This is a genomic window from Bdellovibrio sp. HCB274, assembly GCF_047306075.1.
Taxonomy (GTDB): Bacteria; Bdellovibrionota; Bdellovibrionia; order Bdellovibrionales; family Bdellovibrionaceae; genus Bdellovibrio.
The window spans coordinates 1,265,541-1,283,198 of sequence record NZ_CP178623.1 but is presented as its reverse complement, the minus strand read 5'-3'; the positions used below and the strand labels follow the sequence as shown (position 1 = coordinate 1,283,198).

The 17,658-nt window shown below is 47.2% G+C and carries 15 protein-coding genes; 12 read left to right on the top strand and 3 right to left on the bottom strand.

Annotated features, from left to right (window positions below; all coding sequences use genetic code 11):
- Positions 1–83 precede the first annotated feature (83 nt).
- From ACLWNV_RS06285 to ACLWNV_RS06235, 11 genes are all read left to right on the top strand, one after another.
- Positions 84–932, top strand: coding sequence for a hypothetical protein (locus ACLWNV_RS06285; protein ID WP_413587076.1), 849 nt, complete (start codon positions 84–86; stop codon positions 930–932).
- A gap of 195 nt (positions 933–1,127) precedes the next feature.
- Positions 1,128–3,341 carry a catalase gene (locus tag ACLWNV_RS06280; RefSeq protein WP_413587075.1) on the top strand — a complete coding sequence of 738 codons (2,214 nt, stop codon included), beginning with the start codon at positions 1,128–1,130 and terminating at the stop codon, positions 3,339–3,341.
- A 12-nt stretch (positions 3,342–3,353) separates the two neighbouring features.
- A complete protein-coding gene (locus ACLWNV_RS06275) occupies positions 3,354–3,611 on the top strand; it encodes a hypothetical protein (protein WP_413587074.1) in 258 nt (85 codons plus the stop codon).
- Between the two features lie 208 nt (positions 3,612–3,819).
- A complete protein-coding gene (locus tag ACLWNV_RS06270; RefSeq protein WP_413587073.1) occupies positions 3,820–4,161 on the top strand; it encodes a BON domain-containing protein in 342 nt (113 codons plus the stop codon).
- Between the two features lie 11 nt (positions 4,162–4,172).
- Entirely contained in the window at positions 4,173–4,739 is a 567-nt protein-coding gene (locus ACLWNV_RS06265) for a quinol:electron acceptor oxidoreductase subunit ActD (RefSeq protein ID WP_413587072.1), read from the top strand.
- Between the two features lie 42 nt (positions 4,740–4,781).
- Complete coding sequence (locus tag ACLWNV_RS06260) at positions 4,782–6,056, top strand: MFS transporter (protein WP_413587071.1); 1,275 nt, start codon at positions 4,782–4,784, stop codon at positions 6,054–6,056.
- Positions 6,057–6,143: 87 nt separating this feature from the next.
- Positions 6,144–7,136 carry a ligase-associated DNA damage response exonuclease gene (locus ACLWNV_RS06255; protein WP_413587070.1) on the top strand — a complete coding sequence of 331 codons (993 nt, stop codon included), beginning with the start codon at positions 6,144–6,146 and terminating at the stop codon, positions 7,134–7,136.
- Positions 7,133–8,758, top strand: a complete 1,626-nt coding sequence (locus ACLWNV_RS06250) for an ATP-dependent DNA ligase (protein ID WP_413587069.1) — start codon at positions 7,133–7,135, stop codon at positions 8,756–8,758. Before ACLWNV_RS06255 ends, ACLWNV_RS06250 begins: the two co-directional genes overlap by 4 nt.
- The gene (locus tag ACLWNV_RS06245; RefSeq protein ID WP_413587068.1) at positions 8,748–11,192 is read left to right on the top strand and encodes a ligase-associated DNA damage response DEXH box helicase; all 2,445 of its coding nucleotides are present in this window, start codon (positions 8,748–8,750) and stop codon (positions 11,190–11,192) included. The genes ACLWNV_RS06250 and ACLWNV_RS06245 overlap by 11 nt, the downstream gene beginning before the upstream one ends.
- Positions 11,161–11,805, top strand: a complete 645-nt coding sequence (gene pdeM / locus ACLWNV_RS06240) for a ligase-associated DNA damage response endonuclease PdeM (protein ID WP_413587067.1) — start codon at positions 11,161–11,163, stop codon at positions 11,803–11,805. The genes ACLWNV_RS06245 and pdeM overlap by 32 nt, the downstream gene beginning before the upstream one ends.
- A gap of 67 nt (positions 11,806–11,872) precedes the next feature.
- On the top strand, positions 11,873–12,844 hold the full coding sequence (locus tag ACLWNV_RS06235) for a phospholipase D-like domain-containing protein (RefSeq protein WP_413587066.1): 972 nt from the start codon (positions 11,873–11,875) through the stop codon (positions 12,842–12,844).
- A 3-nt stretch (positions 12,845–12,847) separates the two neighbouring features.
- Here ACLWNV_RS06235 and ACLWNV_RS06230 read toward each other — a convergent pair whose 3' ends face one another.
- Both ACLWNV_RS06230 and ACLWNV_RS06225 read right to left on the bottom strand, forming a co-directional pair.
- Positions 12,848–13,030 (bottom strand): hypothetical protein, encoded by a 183-nt coding sequence (locus tag ACLWNV_RS06230; protein WP_413587065.1) that lies wholly within the window; start codon positions 13,028–13,030, stop codon positions 12,848–12,850.
- 129 nt (positions 13,031–13,159) lie between these two features.
- Entirely contained in the window at positions 13,160–14,692 is a 1,533-nt protein-coding gene (locus ACLWNV_RS06225) for a SulP family inorganic anion transporter (protein WP_413587064.1), read from the bottom strand.
- 224 nt (positions 14,693–14,916) lie between these two features.
- Between ACLWNV_RS06225 and ACLWNV_RS06220 the strand changes: the two genes are divergently transcribed.
- Positions 14,917–16,743, top strand: a complete 1,827-nt coding sequence (locus ACLWNV_RS06220) for a hypothetical protein (protein ID WP_413587063.1) — start codon at positions 14,917–14,919, stop codon at positions 16,741–16,743.
- A 31-nt stretch (positions 16,744–16,774) separates the two neighbouring features.
- On the opposite strand, the gene ACLWNV_RS06215 is transcribed toward ACLWNV_RS06220, so the two are convergent.
- Positions 16,775–17,593 (bottom strand): TIGR02147 family protein, encoded by an 819-nt coding sequence (locus ACLWNV_RS06215; protein ID WP_413587062.1) that lies wholly within the window; start codon positions 17,591–17,593, stop codon positions 16,775–16,777.
- Between the last annotated feature and the right edge of the window lie 65 nt (positions 17,594–17,658).

Below are 17,658 nucleotides of genomic sequence, written 5' to 3'. Positions count from 1 at the left end.
CCGAGTGTTTGTTATTTTGCCCACCTAATTTAAAGCCGAAACTAATATAGCGCACTTATCATCATGTCTTAGCGGAGGCCTCCTTGAAGCGATCTTATGCTGTACAGAAAACACTCTGGGCAATCGGTGCAGTGATAACTTTGGTTTCTTTCAACAACTGCGGTGAGGGCTTCACGACGTTAAGTTCAATTTCTGGTGGTAACTCTGAATTCTCCACAGCCAATGGCGAAACCTGCGAAGAGGCCATTGTCAAAGTTTACGCTAATACCTTTCATCCGTTTCTGAACCAAACCTGCGGTGGCTGTCACGCTGCTGGAGGAATTGGCAAAGGAGTTTTCGGCAGCAAGGATGTCGTGACTTCTTATAATGCGTTTACACCTGTGGGTGCCGCTTATATTTCAAGCCGCGCAGTCGACGCCAATCATCAGCCGCCAGCTACGGGGCCTGTCAATCAAGCACGTGTTGATGAGATCAATGTTTACTGGACAGCAGCCCAAGATAAGTATGCACAATGCAAAGCTGATGCGACACCTGCGCCATCGCCAACTCCGACTGTGAGCCCAACCGTTACACCTAGCCCGAGTCCTTCGCCGACTGTAAGCCCAACAGTTACGCCAAGCCCTAGTCCGTCACCTTCAGTGACGCCGTCACCATCGCCTTCGCCTACACCATCACCAACTCCGGTTACTGTAACTTATACTCAGCTGGCAGCTTCTGGCGGAGTATTCGCGACGAACTGTTTTGCCTGCCACAAAGCCGGCAATGCTAAAGATGGATTGGATTTAACAAATTATGCGCAGGCAAAAGCAGCCGCTTCGAAAATCAAAGCGCGCATGAATAACGCCAACGATCCTATGCCGACAAATGGAATACTGCCGCAGGCACAAAGAACTTTAGTCGATACCTGGATTGCAAACGGAACTCCGCAGTAAGAGCCACACCCGCTACGGGTGCGGCAGCGCACAACTCTGTTGGAAAAAGACCGTTCTTTTTACACCTTCAGCGGTACGATCGCAGTTTGTCGTGTCGCAGATCCCACTCTAATTCATTGTTAAACTGAAGTCCGTATAGACTCTTCTGGCACCCACCCCTACCCTTGCCTTTTAACCTTCACAGGAGAGATAGGCATGGCGAAAACAAAACCTTCAAACAAAGTAAAGAAATCTCCCTCTAAAGATACCAATTCGAATCGTGATCCCGTTCCCAGAGTCGGGGCAATGACACTGGATGGGGACTTTTTGACGACTAATCAAGGTGCGCGCATTTCTGACAACCACAATTCCCTTAAGGCGGGAATTCGTGGTCCCACATTACTTGAAGACTTTGTTCTGCGCGAAAAGATAACAAGCTTTGACCACGAAAGAATTCCTGAGCGCGTAGTGCATGCCCGTGGAGCAGGTGCTTTCGGTTATTTTGAATGCACCAAGAACATGTCGCGATTCACAGAAGCAGGCTTCTTAAGCCAAGTCGGCAAACGCACCCCGGTGTTAGTGCGTTTTTCAACCGTTGCGGGATCTCGTGGCTCCACTGATACGGCTCGTGATGTGCGGGGTTTTGCCACCAAATTCTATACCGACGAGGGAAACTATGACTTAGTCGGAAATAATATCCCCGTGTTTTTCATTCAGGATGCGATGAAGTTTCCTGACCTGATTCACGCGGCTAAACCAGAACAGCACAATGAAATTCCCCAGGCTCAAACCGCACACGATACATTCTGGGATTTTATATCCCTGATGCCGGAAAGCACTCACATGGTTTTCTGGGCCATGAGTGATCGTGCTATTCCCCGAAGCTTTCGCATGATGGAAGGTTTTGGTGTTCACACGTTTCGTTTTGTAAATGCCAAGGGCGAAGGAACCTTTGTTAAGTTTCACTGGAAACCGAAACTGGGAATTCATGGTTTGGTTTGGGAGGAGGCACTCCTTATTTCCGGGCAAGATCCCGATTTTCACCGCCGTGATTTATTTGATGCCATAAACTCTGGAGGTTTTCCCGAGTGGGAACTAGGTGTGCAACTGGTTCCGGAATCGGATGAACATAAATTTCCTTTTGATCTATTAGATCCAACTAAAATCATTCCTGAAGAAATGGTACCGGTCACAATCATCGGGCGGATGGTTCTTAATCGCAATCCCGACAACTTCTTTTCAGAAATTGAACAGGCCGTTTTCCATCCAGGTCACTTGGTTCCGGGTATTGATGTGACAAATGATCCCTTGCTGACGGGCCGATTATTTTCTTATACCGACACGCAAATCACCAGACTGGGCGGACCGAATTTTCACGAGCTTCCTGTAAACCGGCCGTTGGCTTCAATCAACAACCATCAACGCGATGGTTTCGGCAGACAAACTATTCCTAAGGGCCGAGTCGCCTACGAACCAAACTCCCTGGGAGGCGGCTGCCCTTTTCACTCCCCAGCCAAGATGAAATCATTTGTGCATTTAACAGAAAGAGTTGAAGGCCACAAAGTCCGGGCGCGCAGCGAAAGTTTTGGTGATCATTTTTCCCAGGCAAAACTGTTTTATAATAGTCAGACGAAAATTGAACAAGACCACATTCGCGATGCCTTCGTGTTTGAACTTTCAAAAGTTGAGACCGTTGCTGTTCGAAAGAGAATGGTCACGACCCTGATGATGGTGGATCGCAATCTGGCCGCCGCGATTGCAGAAAAATTAGGACTGGAGCCACCTGCCCAAGGTGTCGAGCAACCAAACCCTGCAAATCACGAAAACAATATTATTCCGGATAATCGCAGCATGGAGACAATTGAGGAAGATCAAAATTCTTCCAACGTAAACGGCAAGAAATCACCACTGCCAAAACAATCCCCCGCACTGAGTATGGTTAAGACAGCCCCAAGTTCAGTGGAAACGCGCAAGATTGCCTTATTGGTGAACATTAATAGTCCGCTTAATCAGGTGGCTCCACTGAGAAAGTCACTGGAAGCCGAGGGCTGTGCGGTCGACGTTGTCTATCCAGGAATGGAAGGACCTGATCTGGCAACAGTTCGCAGGGATGGTGATAAAACCTTAAATTCCACACCCTCAGTTGCCTATGATGGAATGATCGCAATGACTGATAAGTACGATGATCCGGAAGAGCAAAGCCGCGCCCTGCGTTTTATTGCGCAGTCATTTAAACACTGTAAAACCATTGGAGCCGTGGGTACGGCCTCAGCTTTGGTTGAAAAAGCCACTATGGGTCTAATTGGCAAAAACAAAACCGGTTACGTCAGTGCTGCAAAAAGTACGGAACTGTCACCAAGATTTATTAAAGAATTAAGCAAGCACCGTCATTGGGAGCGCGCTGAACTAGTTAAACAATTACCAGCATAATAAGGAGCTATTATGAAAATCCTACTAGCCATTCTTGCGGTTATCTCTGTCGCTACAACATCTTTTGCCAACGATGACAAGGATCGCACCGCAAACACAAACTCCCCTGCGGAGCGCGAACCGTTGCGTGAGGGATCTGCCGTCACAGATAAGAAAGACCCCTCATCCACAGCGTTTAAAAAACACCGTGGTGACGCTTCAAAAGGCCGCCAGACGAAACCACAATCCACCAGCACATCTGAACCGATTCCAGCAAGCGAATCGAAATAGAAATTTATTGTTTACAGAGGAAAAACAGATGAAAGCAGGCCGCTTCGGCCTGCTCACTAACGTCCGGGAATATCTACTAGATTTACTTTAAAAGTCTTGAATTCACGTCATTAATCTTCCGCTTTACATGACACTTCACAATTTTGCGTAAGAAAGCTGGAATTACTTCGAGTCACGATTATCTTTGTGGGAATAAAAGGAGGAATTTATGAGAAAAATCGCATCGTTCCTTATTCTGAGTCTTGCCGTAAGCGGGGCATTTGCAGAAGGAACCAGCTATCAACAAGGCCAATCCGTTAGAAAAGCTGACGATCAGGCTATGACCACTCAACGTGCGACGGACATCACACGCATGATCCGCGAAAAAATTGTGGCCGACGACTCGTTGTCTACCAAAGCGCACAATATTCAGATCATCACCGACAATAACAATCGCGTGATCCTGAAAGGCAACGTCGACTCTGCCAGTGAAAAAGAAAAAGTTGGCAGCATCGCAAAAAGCGTCGCAGGTGCTGCGCAGGTCATCAATAACACCGTAATTACAAAATAAAGGAGTACATCATGGGACAACGTGGAGATAAAGTCGTATTCGGTATTTTTCAGTCTCGTTCGCAAGTCGAACAATGTGTTGAGCAACTGCGCACAGAAAGCTTCCGTAGCGAAGACGTTTCTGTATTGATGCCAGACAAAGGTGATACAGCTCGCTTTGCTCACGAAAAGGACACTAAAGCACCGGAAGGCGCGACAATTGGTGGCGGTACAGGCGCTCTTTTGGGCGGTACACTGGGCTGGCTAGTGGGTGCTGGTGCAATTGCAACATTGCCAGTCCTGGGTCCTTTGGTTGCAGCAGGTCCAATCATGGCAGCCCTTGCGGGAGCAGGTGCTGGTGCTGCGGTTGGTGGCCTGGCAGGTGCGCTGGTTGGTATGGGCATCCCAGAGTACGAAGCCAAACGTTATGAAACAATGGTAAAAGACGGAGGAATTCTTTTGTCTGTTCACGTTGACGATAGCGACTGGCAGGATAAAGCCGAAAGAATTCTAAAACAATGTGGCGCCAAAGATATTTCGAAATCCAATGAAAAAGGACCTTCAAGAAATACAGAACGCCGTGGAGACATGCATCCATAGTTAATCAGAAGGGAGCGCAAGCTCCCTTCCTTTGGAGAGCAAATGCCACATAGAAGAGTTCAAGACATTCTAGGTTACGCTTGCCTCCTGAATATTGTAACATTCTATTCGTTCTATCTGCCGGGCATGTTGCTAACGGAATTTGCGAAGTCACTGCCCTCTTCTTTCTTATTTTCCATGACCTCTTTCTTAGTGGGATTCATCGTCCGTCCATTTGGCGCACTTTGCCTGGGAGCTCTCGCAGATCGCAAGACGCGTTTGGAAGGATTGCGTGTCAGCGCCTTACTAATAGGCTTTTCATCCTGCCTGGTTTGTCTGGTACCGGATAGCTCTCATTGGACCTATTATGTCCTGAGGGTGGTGCAAGGGTTTGCATTAGGTGGATGCTATCCCATTCTCAGCGTGATAATTTATGAAGCGGCTCCTTCCACACATCGCGGTCTTTACACAGGTCTTTTTCAAACTTCTGTACCGGCGGGATATTTATTTGCACTGGCGGTCACAATCGTTTCAAAACTTCTGATCGGTGAAGAAAACTTTTTGCAGAACGGCTGGCGAACAGCATTTATCTATAGCGCTTTGATTTTCCCGGCCTGGTGGCAGCTGCATAAACTTCTGGCTAACGTCGAGTATCACGATCATCCCGAAATCTCGAGGTGGGATTTCATTCGCCTTAAAGATTGGACAGTTCAGGAAAAGAAATGCGCGGTCTATGCCCTTCTCATGGCGACGGCCTTGGGTTCGATTGCTATCATGGGAGTAAATATCAAAGGCTTCTTTTTAAAGTCCATGCTGCACTTAGATCCCCTGACCGCCAATCACGTCATCGCTTATTCAACACTCTTTTATACACCTACTTATGCGCTCTGGGGGACACTTGCCGACCGCGTAGGACCCCGCAAAGTTTCAAAGCGCGGTCTTATTGCAGGTATAATTCTGATACTGCCCCTGTTTAAGTTGTTTGAAATATCCGCGCAAGGCGGAAACATTGTTCCTTTTTCTGTGCCCTGGTTTTCGATATTCGGAGTCTCGGTGGCAATCAGTATGATTGCGACCGCATGCTTCGGGCCTTTTGTGATGTTGGTTTGTAATTTGGTCCACCATGAACATCGCTGCACACTGTATGGTCTAAGCTATAATATCGCTACTGGCGTTATTGGTGGCACTGCTTATCTAATCAGCTTTTATGTCTTTGAAAATACACATACGCTGTATGGAGGCATCATCTATATCCTCTCGCTTGCAGCACTCGCAGGCATTGCCGCTACTTTGTATCGCAAACGAAACGCCCAACACTTTGAAGATCTGGTAAAGTAAGTTTTAACTTCAGGTCCAGTCTCTATCTTGCCCAAACACAGTGAAACGTCATTTGTTCCCCTCTGGTCACCTTGATAAAATTTATGAATGGAACTGGTGCGTGCGACTTCCGAAGGTTTGTACTGTCCTCAGGGTGATTTTCATATCGACCCCTGGCGTCCTGTACAACGAGCCATAATTACTCATGGCCATTCAGATCATGCCCGCTGGGGATCTGCAGAGTATCATACCAACATTAAAGGCATTCCCATCCTAAAACTTCGTTTAGGTGAGGACATAAAACTTTACTCTCATCAAGCTGGAGAGAAATTCAAAGTCGGAAACACCTGGGTGAGCTTTCATCCCGCAGGTCATATTCTGGGGTCATGCCAGGTTCGCATCGAGTATAAAGATCATGTTTGGGTGGCTTCCGGAGATTATAAGCGCACACCCGATCCGTCCTGTGATCCGTTTGAAGTCGTACCTTGTGACACATTCATTTCGGAGGCGACATTTGCCCTGCCCGTTTACAAATGGGATTCGGGTGCCGTGACCGCCGAGAGAATTCACTCCTGGTGGCAATCAGATCCAGAAAGACCCAGCCTGCTTTTTTGTTATGCTTTAGGAAAAGCTCAGCGAATTCTGGCAGAACTTCGCCGCATCACTGATCGCAAGGTTTACATTCACGGGGCATTGGATTCTATCACACAAATTTATCGGGCAGCTGGCATCGAAATGCTTCCCACCGCCTCAATTCAGGAAAAAGAAAAAGGTTATAACTTCGCTGGCGATTTGATTCTGGCCCCCCCGTCTGCGCATCGCTCGCCTTGGATGAAAAGATTTAAAGAACCCCAAACCGCGTTTGCTTCGGGTTGGATGCAGGTTCGCGGCACCCGTCGCCGCAAAGGCTACGAACGTGGATTCGTGTTGTCGGATCATGCAGATTGGAACGAGCTTAATCAGACAGTGGAAGAAACTGGCGCCTCAACCGTTTACCTGACGCATGGTCGTACCGATGTTTTGCAGAGATATCTGAACGAGCAAGGCAAGACCGTAAAACTATTCGTAACGCAGTACGAAGCCGAAGAGGAGGCTTCATGAAAGAATTTGCTGCTCTTTATGAAGAACTCGATTCCACAACTTCCACCAACGAAAAGGTCGCAGCTCTTAAAAAGTATTTTACCAAAGCAGATCCTGAGGACTCTATGTGGACCTTGATGCTTCTGACAGGAAAGCTCTCCCGAAGAACCATCACTTCACGAACCTTAAGCAGTCTTTTTTTAGCCAGTACTCACTATCCGGAATGGTTGTGGGATGAGAGTCGCGATCACGTGGGTGATACGGCTGAAACCTTAAGCCTGCTGGCCCATTCACTGGAGCTGTGCCGGGCGACTTCGTCTTCGTCAAATAAAAGTCTGACCCAGTGGATGGAGGAGGAAATTCCTTACCTTGCCAAAATCAAAGATGAAAAAGAACAGGCGGACCATCTTTTAAAGCTGTGGAAAAAACTGACCACGCAGGAAGTTTATATCCTGAATAAACTCATCACCGGAGCCTTTCGCGTGGGGGTCAGCGATAAGCTTGTGATCCGAGCGCTATCTGAAGTCTATGACGTCCCCACCGACCAAATCGCGCACCGATTAAGTGGCAGCCTGGAAACAGGAGCCGAAGCTTTCGAGCGAGTCGTCTCCCAGGAAGCTGTTTCAGCCACTTTCAGTCAGCCTTATCCGTTTTGTCTGGCTCACCCGTGGAGCGAACGCAGCGAAAAGAATTTTGATCCCGGCGAATGGTGTATTGAGTGGAAGTACGATGGCATCCGCGCACAAGTGATTCGCCGAGAAAGCCAAACCTGGATCTGGTCCCGAGGGGAAGAAGACATCACAGACACCTTCCCGGAGCTTGCGGAGATATTTGCGGACTTACCGGAAGGCAGTGTGATCGATGGTGAAATCCTGGTTTTTAAGGAGGACCGTATTTCCTCCTTTCAATCCCTGCAGCGTCGCTTGGGGCGAAAAAAGGTTTCAGCACAAATGCTGAAGGAATTTCCGGCGGGCTTTATGGGTTACGACTGCCTTGAAATCAACGGCCAGGATGTACGGCAAGAGACTTTAAAAAACCGCAAAAAACATCTGCAAAAGATTTTGGGGAAGTTTAAAAGTCCCCAGGTACGTATTTCCCCGGTCGTGGAAGTCACATCTTTAGAGGAACTCAACTTTCTGCGCAGTCAGTCCCGGGAAAAGGATGCCGAAGGTCTTATGCTAAAATGGTGGGCGGGAGTTTATTCGGTTGGCAGAAAAACCGGGAACTGGTGGAAGTACAAAGTCGATCCCCTGACCCTGGATGCCGTCTTACTGTACGCGCAATCAGGCACAGGACGCCGATCTAATCTTTACACCGATTATACGTTTGCGCTTTGGAATGAAAATCATGAACTGATTCCATTTGCTAAAGCCTATTCGGGATTGGATCAAAAAGAAATCGATGAACTCGATGCCTGGATTCGCAGGCACACCAAAGAAAAATTCGGCCCCGTCAGATCAGTCGAGGCCCAGCATGTTTTTGAAATAGGCTTTGAGGGTATTGGCGCCTCCTCACGTCACAAATCTGGAATTGCCGTTCGATTTCCCAGAATTCTGCGCTGGCGAAAAGACAAGAAAGTCGACGATGCAGACACCCTCACTTCGGCGCAAGAGCTTCTGAAGGCGGTCAATAATGAACCGTGAGCTTAAGCCTATTTACAATTTTTTCGCGTCTAAAAAATGGAAGCCCTTTCCTTTTCAGGAAGAAGCCTGGAATGGGTTTCTGAAGGGTGAATCCGGACTTTTACACATCCCTACAGGATCTGGAAAGACCTATGCAGCGATTATGGGCCCCTTAGCCCGCTTTATGAGTCAACCGCGCCCAGGACTTAAAGCTTTATATCTGACTCCCCTACGTGCCCTGACCCGCGATATTGAGGCGGCAATCCTTGAACCTATAGAGTCAATGAAGTGGCCGATTAAAGTTATGTCCCGTACGGGTGACACAGCTTTTGCCAAAAAGAAAAAACAACTCACCAATCCGCCGGACTTGATGCTAACCACACCAGAATCTTTGGCGGTAATGATCTCCCAGCCTGATGCTGAAGACTACTTTAAGAATTTGCAGGTCGTAATTTTGGATGAGTGGCATGAATTAATGGCCAGCAAACGCGGAAGCTTGTGTGAGCTTTCACTTTCTTACCTGAGAACCATTAATCCCGATTTACAAACTTGGGCGATGTCTGCCTCTATCGGAAATCTAGATGAAGCTGCAAAAGTGGCCGTCGGCAGAGCCCAGGAGCCAGTGATAATTTCAGGGGGCTCTGATCGCAAACTGGATCTGGACTGTTTACTGCCGGATAAAATTGATCGCTTCCCATGGGCCGGGCATTTGGGTTTTGCACTTAAGGATTCTCTGCTGGAGATTTTAGACCCCGAGGTTTCCACCTTAATTTTTACCAACACCCGCTCTCAGGCGGAACGCTGGTTTGAAGCATTACGTGCGGCACGCCCCGACATGGAAGACTTAATGGCTCTTCATCATAGCTCGTTAGAGCGTGAGGAACGCGAAGCCGTGGAAGAAGGTGTCAAAAACGGTGATCTAAAATGGGTGGTCTGTACTTCGTCGCTGGATTTGGGTGTCGACTTTCAACCCGTGGAAAGAGTCGTACAAATTGGCTCACCAAAAATGGTGGCACGCATGATTCAACGGGCCGGACGATCTGCTCACAGGCCTGGAGGAAAAAGCAGGCTCTTGTTTGTTCCCACCAACTCCTGGGAAATCTTGGAACTTGAAGCCGTCAAAAAAGCTCTCTCCCAAAAACATATCGAGGCCCGCAGGCCTTTGAAAAAACCATTGGATGTTTTACTTCAGCACATGATGACCTTGGCATGCGGTCCGGGACTGCGCATGGATGAGCTTGCACTTTCGCTAAAGGAAACTTTTTCTTTCTCAGACATCACGCAGGATGAAATCAACTGGTGTCGCCGCTTCTTAACCCATGGTGGGGAAACCCTGCAATCCTATCCGCAATTTCATAAGCTTGTGATGGACGATGAAACAGGACGATACCGCCCGGCCGATCCCCGCATCGAGAAGCTTCATCGCATGAGTATCGGAACAATCGTGTCCCGCCAATCAGTTCAAGTGACCTATACCAATCGCTCCCGCATTGGCTCGGTCGAAGAAAACTTTATTTCCAAGCTTAGAAAAGGTGACGTCTTTCAATTTGCGGGTAAGAAACTGGAGTTCGTTCTTTTAAAAGATATGACGGCCTACGTGAAATCCAGCAAAGCTCCCACCAACACCATTCCTTCATGGGATGGCGGGCGTTTTCCAATTTCTGAAACCTTAGGAAATGCTTTTCGCGAGGTCTTAACAGAAAAACATCCGGGCTTAGATCGCTTTTTAAAACCCTTACTTGGAACCCAAAGCGAAATGTCGATATTGCCTGATCCAAATTCATTACTTATCGAAAAATGGACTTCCAAACAGGGACGGCATATTTTCGTTTATCCCTTCGAAGGGCGTTCCGTGCACGAGGGGCTGGCCCAATTGTGGGGCTATCGTTTTGCCCAGCGTTCACCGACGACTTTTTCATTTTCACTTAATGATTATGGCTTTGAGATCATGGGACCTGCAGACTACGATTTTGAGGCTTTGTTTGATGATGATTTCTTTTCCGATCACAATCTGGTGGATGAAATTGGACAGTCCCTGCAGATTGGTCAATTAAGCCAAAGACAGTTCAAAGAAATCGCACAAATTGCCGGACTGGTTTTTGTGGGTTATCCCGGTTCACCTAAAACCGGACGACAAATGCAAGTCAGTGCTTCCCTGCTTTATGATGTATTTAAAAAGCATGAACCCGGCAACCTTCTTATTCGCCAAAGTTTTGACGAGGTTCTGGCAAACTCCTTAGAAAGCGGACGCATTCGCAGAACTTTGCAACGCATGAGCAAGATGAAAACCGTGTGGATTGAGTTAGACTCTCCCTCGCCGCTCTCGTTTCCACTGGTGGTAGAAACTATTGCCACCGGAAATCTTTCAAATGAAAGTCTTGAGGCTAAAATCGCACGACTTAAGAAAAGTTGGGAAAAAAAACATGATCATTCAAGCAGCCCAACAAAGCATTGAACTGTTGCCGGAAAAAGCCTTCGTCTGGCGCGCGCAGCATCTGTTGGGTCTGTCTGACCTGCACCTGGGAAAAGCGGAAAGCTATCAGCATGCAGGAGTTCCTCTGCCTTCAGGCGGCCATCGTGAGGACCTGGATCGCTTAAGTGATCTGATCCACCGGCATTCCATTCGCAGGGTCGTGATCTTAGGCGACTGGATCCACAATCGATTTTCATTGAGTGAGTTCGTGGTGCGCGACTTTCATAGTTTTTTCGCGGCTCATCCTCAAGTTGAATGGACCCTGTTACTGGGCAATCACGAGAAAGGTTCCCATGAAATTCTAAAAAACATGCCGTTTCATTTCGTCGAGGAAGAATTGGCAGTCGGTCCCTTTTTAATGACTCACGGGCATAAAAATCCCAACTCTCCCCTTTTTCAAATCCAGGGACATTTGCATCCTGTCGTAAATATCCACCAGGGAGCTTTGCGCTTAAAACTTCCTTGCTTTATTTTAGAGCGGCAGGCTTTAACCATTCCCGCCTTCGGCAGTATGACCGGAGGATTTCCGGTGAAAGCCAGCTCCAGTAAAAGGATTTTCGCCATTGGCCACGACGAGATATTTGAAGTCCGCTAGTGTGATTGATGACAGACCCTGCTCACGATGATTCAATCCCCTTTTCAAAAACCTTACAATCCAGAGCATGGCGACACCTCAAATCATTGCTGATGCAGATTACTTACCGATGCTTTTGAACCTGCTAAATAAAGCACAAAAGTCCATCGACATTATGGAGTACTCGTTCGCCATCGGCAGTGCGACGGGAAAACTAAATCGTAAGTCAGCGCCTTTTGAGATTGCTGAAACTCTAATTGAGATCAAAGAGGCCCTGGGTAAGAAAATTCACATACGTCTTTACATCGAAGGCTTTCGCGAAACCTCTTCACGCAATCTGGTGACGGCCGAGTACTTAAAGCCCCACGGCATCGAGGTCGTTTACGGGGCCACGCATGCCAAGGGCTTTTGTATTGATAACAAGTACCTGCTTTTTGGCTCTACGAACCTGACCCAGCAATCAATTCTTAAAAATCACGAAACCAATTTACTTTTGACTGACAAAAAGGCCATTGCCGGATTCAACAAATACTTTGAGTTTCATTGGGATGGCGGCAGTCATGGTGGAGTGATCTTACCTCCCCCGATGATTGCAGACGGGATCTTTAAAGACGTACTTATTAACATGATCGATCGAGCGGAAAAGTCTTTGGCTTTTTCTATCTATTTCTTTCATATCAGTGAAATCGAAAAAGCCTTTATTCGCGCGCATCAACGTGGGGTAAAGATCACCGGACTGATTCACCAGCACGACGCTTTCGCTCTTAGCTATGTTCGTCGCACCCGCGGGACAGCCGAGCGACTTTTAGAAGCTGGTATCAAGGAAATACATTATGGACCAGGTACCTTGTTCACTCACTCAAAGTACCTGGTCATGGATAATAAGGAAGTTATGCTGGGCACCGGCAACTGGCTGCATGAGGACGTAAAAGTTCATCCACAGCTTTACATTCATCTTAAGGATCCCGTGCTAGCTTTGAACTTAAGTAAACACCTGCAAAAAACCATTCGCTCGGTTCGCAAGAATCACAAAGACTACACCCGCAGCATGTCACTGTAAGGCTTATTTATCTTTTTTGTAGTTGGGATCGCGCTGATTATTCTTCGTGGGATCAACCACACCTGAATACTGGCCTTCTGAACTTTTTTGAGAGGAAGGATTTACCTTCTTCATGCCGTTATCGCCCTTATCCTGGCCGATCAAACGATCCGTGCCGGCGGGTTTGTTATTTTGGCCACTTCCCATAACTCCTCCTTGATTGCGTCTTAGAGGTTTCATTATCTCTTGTTCGGAAAGTAAGCTTAACAGCAAATGCTCTGTAAGATCTCAAAAAACGCAGCAAGCAGCAGTATCCACTGCTTGCCATTGAGCAGATTAGTCTAACTTGTCGTCCGCCACTGTATAGGTTGGGTCTTCCATCACATTCACCTCAACCATCGTGCCAGCTTTATTTAAAAGCTTACGGCAGTCTTCGCTTAGGTGGCGCAGACGAACACGCTTACCCAGCTTGGCATAACGTTCTGTGACCTTTTGCACAGCTTCAATTCCGCTATGGTCAGCGATGCGGGAGTCCTTAAAATCAATGATGACTTCTTTAGGATCATTCTGCAGATCAAACTTTTCCTGAAAGTTCGCGGTCGAAGCAAAGAATAATGGCCCCCAGATTTCATAGTGTTTTACGCCATCTGCATCCACAAACTTACGCGCACGAATGCGAATCGCACTTTGCCACGCAAATACCAATGAAGACACGATGACTCCCACCACTACGGCGATGGCTAGGTCAAAAATAACAGTCAAAGAAGTTACAATGATCAAAACTGCCGCATCGGCCTTAGGGATTCGGTGAAGAATTCTAAAGCTGGTCCATTCAAAGGTACCGATGGAAACCATGAACATCAATCCAACTAATGTTGCTACCGGCACACGCTCAATCAATGGGGCAGCAAATAGAATAAAACACAACAAAGCCGAGCCTGCGACAATTCCCGAAACACGGGCTCTGGCGCCGGAGGTAACGTTGATGATACTTTGCCCAATCATCGCACAGCCACCCATGCCGCCAAAGAAACCCGTGACGACATTGGCCGCCCCTTGCGCAAGGCTTTCCTTGTTGCTGCGCCCGCGAGTTTCAGTAAGTTCATCCAGAAGGGTCAGCGTCAACAATGATTCAATCAGACCGACACCCGCTAAAATCAGCGAGTAAGGGAAAATGATTTTAAAAGTTTCCCAGTTCCAAGGCACGTTGGGGATGTGAAATTGAGGAAGGCCCCCTTGAATGGATGCCAAATCTCCCACGGTTTTTGTATCAATACCAAAACCAATGACCACCAAGCTTACTACTAAAATGGATGTCAAAGCCGCAGGAACTGCTTTGGTTAATTTTGGGAGGAAGTAAATAATAACCATCGTGGCAGCAATCAGCCCCAGCATCAACATCAACGGTGTGCCCGTCATCCACTCTAGCCCACCTTCAGCAGCCTTGGTTTTTAGATGATTGAACTGCGCCATACCGATCACAATCGCCAAACCATTTACAAAGCCGTAAATAACCGGCTCCGGAACCAAGCGAATATATTTTCCTAAACGAAGAAGTCCGAAGATGATCTGAATTAAACCCATTAATACGACGGCAGCAAAAAGATACTCAACCCCATGCTGTTGCACCAAGGATACCATCACCACTGCAAGTGCGCCTGCCGCCCCCGAGATCATCCCAGGACGTCCCCCAAAAATAGAAGTGATCAGACACACCATGAAAGCTGCATACAATCCCACAAGCGGAGCCACGCCAGCTACGAAAGCAAAAGCCACTGCCTCTGGAACCAGTGCCAAAGCAACGGTCAGTCCAGAGAGAATCTCGTTTTTATAGTTCACATTCTTGTACGACGGGAGATCGAAAATCATTCAGGCACCTATTGAAAAGTTATAATCACACAATAGTTAGACGAAGTACTCTTTCATGGCAAGAACTCATGAACTCCCGAAAGATATTCTACATTGGAACTCCCGAGAGCCACTAACTGTCTCATCATGAGATTCGACTTCGTTAAATTATCTTGATGTCGTTAATATTACTGAAGTTCCCTCCGAAACATCAAGGTGTAACAAAGACGTTTCGAGAGGACTCCATGAATTACTATCGCGCGATAACAGTGGCCGCTATTTTAGGTATCACATTCACAACCGGACTGAAGTTAACTCTTTCCGCACCAGAAGAATCCCAACAGGATTTAGCATCCAAGTCGCTGCAGGATATTCGTAACAACTTGGGTAGCAACAATCTCTTTGACGGAGTTTTCTACTACAAGGCGCAAAACCTGAATGGCAAGTACGATATCCATCCCTTCCGTATCAAAGAAGTTTTCTATAATGACCAGGCTGGCTACGGCAAAGCTGTGAATTTGTATAACGCTTCATTTGGTGTTGGCAGCAATGGCATTCCAGCGGCGCGCAGCTACAATGAATCCGTTCGATTGGCTCAAGATTATGGCTCTCGTCTAAATTTGCCCGAGAAGCTTGCTTACCTGTCTTTCCTGGGTTCGCGCCTATCTGACGGTTACAGCTCAGCCACCGAAAACGAATCTGACATGCAAAAGATTTTCGAAAACGCCCTTAACCATAAACTTGATGGCGGTATCTGTGGTGATATTCATCGCTACTTGTCTGATCATGCCAAGGCCCTGGGTTTTGATAACGTCGGATTGCATTCAGGGATCTGGCAAAAAGATTCCAAGGGCAAACAAGGCGATGGCCACTTGGTCTATCACTTCCGTGATCCTTCCTCTGGCATCTACTTTATCCAAAACTACTCGCAACTGGTAAACACGGGCCAAAACACCGTACAAGGTGCAGTGGACGTTTCCACACGAATCCTGGGACCAATCTCTGGAGTGTCGCAGGTTGAATCCTCGGAGCGCAGAAACAAGTATCACGCTTACCTGCCAAAAACTTCGCGTTGGGTGCAGGCCAACCTTAAAGGCTTCACTGAAATGCAGGAAGACGATCCTATCGTGCGCCTGAAAGTCAGTAACGAAGGTACCACTGCTGGTTTGCAATTCACAAAGGACTTAGGCAAAGGCACCAAAGCCCGTGGCTTTATCATGCACTCGGACTTTGACACCCGCGACGGCCGCTTTGAAATGAATGCTGTGGGCTTTGCGATGCAAAATCAATTCTCTGTGCCATTGGCAAATTCGATCATCGATGAGTATGGTATGAATTCCAACGTGTACGGCGGCGTGATGCAAATTCGTGCTCCGAGCTTTGATTCAAAAATGAATCCGATGGATAAAACCCGCAATACTCTTATCATGGGTGTGAAGGTTAAAGGTTATGCCCGCGTAAATAAAACCACAGGTCGTATCGAGGTTGAAACTTTCTCGAACGACATGGGCTTGCAGGAGCAATCCGGTTCTGTCGACGCCCGTACTCGCGTGGGTGTGAATCAAAATGTTGGCGAAAGCCCGTTTAGTGTGGATGCTGAGCGTGAATTTGAATTAAGCCGTAAAAGCCAAAAGGAAAAATCCAACACTCTGCAGACTCACTTTGATAAAGTAAGCTTGATCTATGACTCGACTAAAAATGGTTCGAAAGCTTACCTGGTGCTGAACAGTGAATACTACGTTTTCGAGGGTGTCGAAGCATTTGCCGCCTCTGCAGTTCGTCAGGTGATCAAGGTGAGCTTCCCTGCGGCACAGTTCGGAACTATTTCGTTTGCTGTGGATGCCAGCCGCTTTGTTAGCAACAAGTCAGGCGATGCGTATTACAACAATCCATTCGCGGCCAGCATGAAAGTAGCCATTGAAAAAGCTGTGAACAAGTTTGTTTCCGTGGGCGCGGGCATGGAATACAACAACAAGAACCGAGCTTATTGGGTGATGGATCCAGATATCACACCCGAAATTAACAAAGCCAAAGGCTTAAGCGGTTTCATCTGGGTTTCTGCGAAAATCTAAAACAAAAAAAGCCCGGGTGACCGGGCTTTTTTTATTTTTGCGCTTTAAGCAAACTAAAGAAATCCATGGTCAAACAGTAAAGCTCTTCTTCTTTAGAATCCTTAATGATCTCGACATTGGCTTTAAGGGATTCCAAAAGAAGGTCTTTGATTTTATCAACATCTTTTGCCGACAAACTCACCACAGCAGAATAATGCAACTCTTTAAGATTCTCGTGCTCAAGACTTTGCATCGCCTGCAGGCGCCAGTTGGTGTGATGCTTTAAAATGTAGTGAGAGTCCTTACCGATGCGAATTTGTTGCTCGCCGGGCAGAAACTGCAAGCCTTCTTTGCGCACCAGACCGATATTCTCCAGACGCTCCAAGGTTTCCATCACTTTTTCAGAGGAGAGCTGCATAGCTTTAGCAAGGTCCCCGACTGTGCGCAAAGTTGGAATGGTGGTCGCAATGTGAATAGCAGATGGAATCCAGCTTGAGTAATACCAGCTGCGATCCTTTTCATCCAACTGAGTCGACTTTCCAAGTCTCTCAGTTAAGACCATTCTGGTTTTTAAAATCTCATCCAATTGTGTTTGAAAATAATCGCGTAAAGACTTCGTACCTGCGCGATCCTTTTGAACCAACAATAAAAAGAAATGAGATTCCTGAGACGTATGATTTAAAAAAACATTGGCCGCTTCTGCTTGCTCCAACGATAGATGCGCATTTTCCTGCAAGACCTGCGACACGTAGGTTGCCTGCACGCCCATTTCAGTTGCGATCTGAGCTTTGCTACCACGGCGCCCGGCCGACTCAAGTCGCATTCTTAGATAAGATCTATAGTGGGAGTATTCAAATACGCTTTTTTCCATAATTACGTATACTTATCGTCATCCTGCAGTTTTTCTTTAGACGCTCATAAAGTATAAAGTTACCT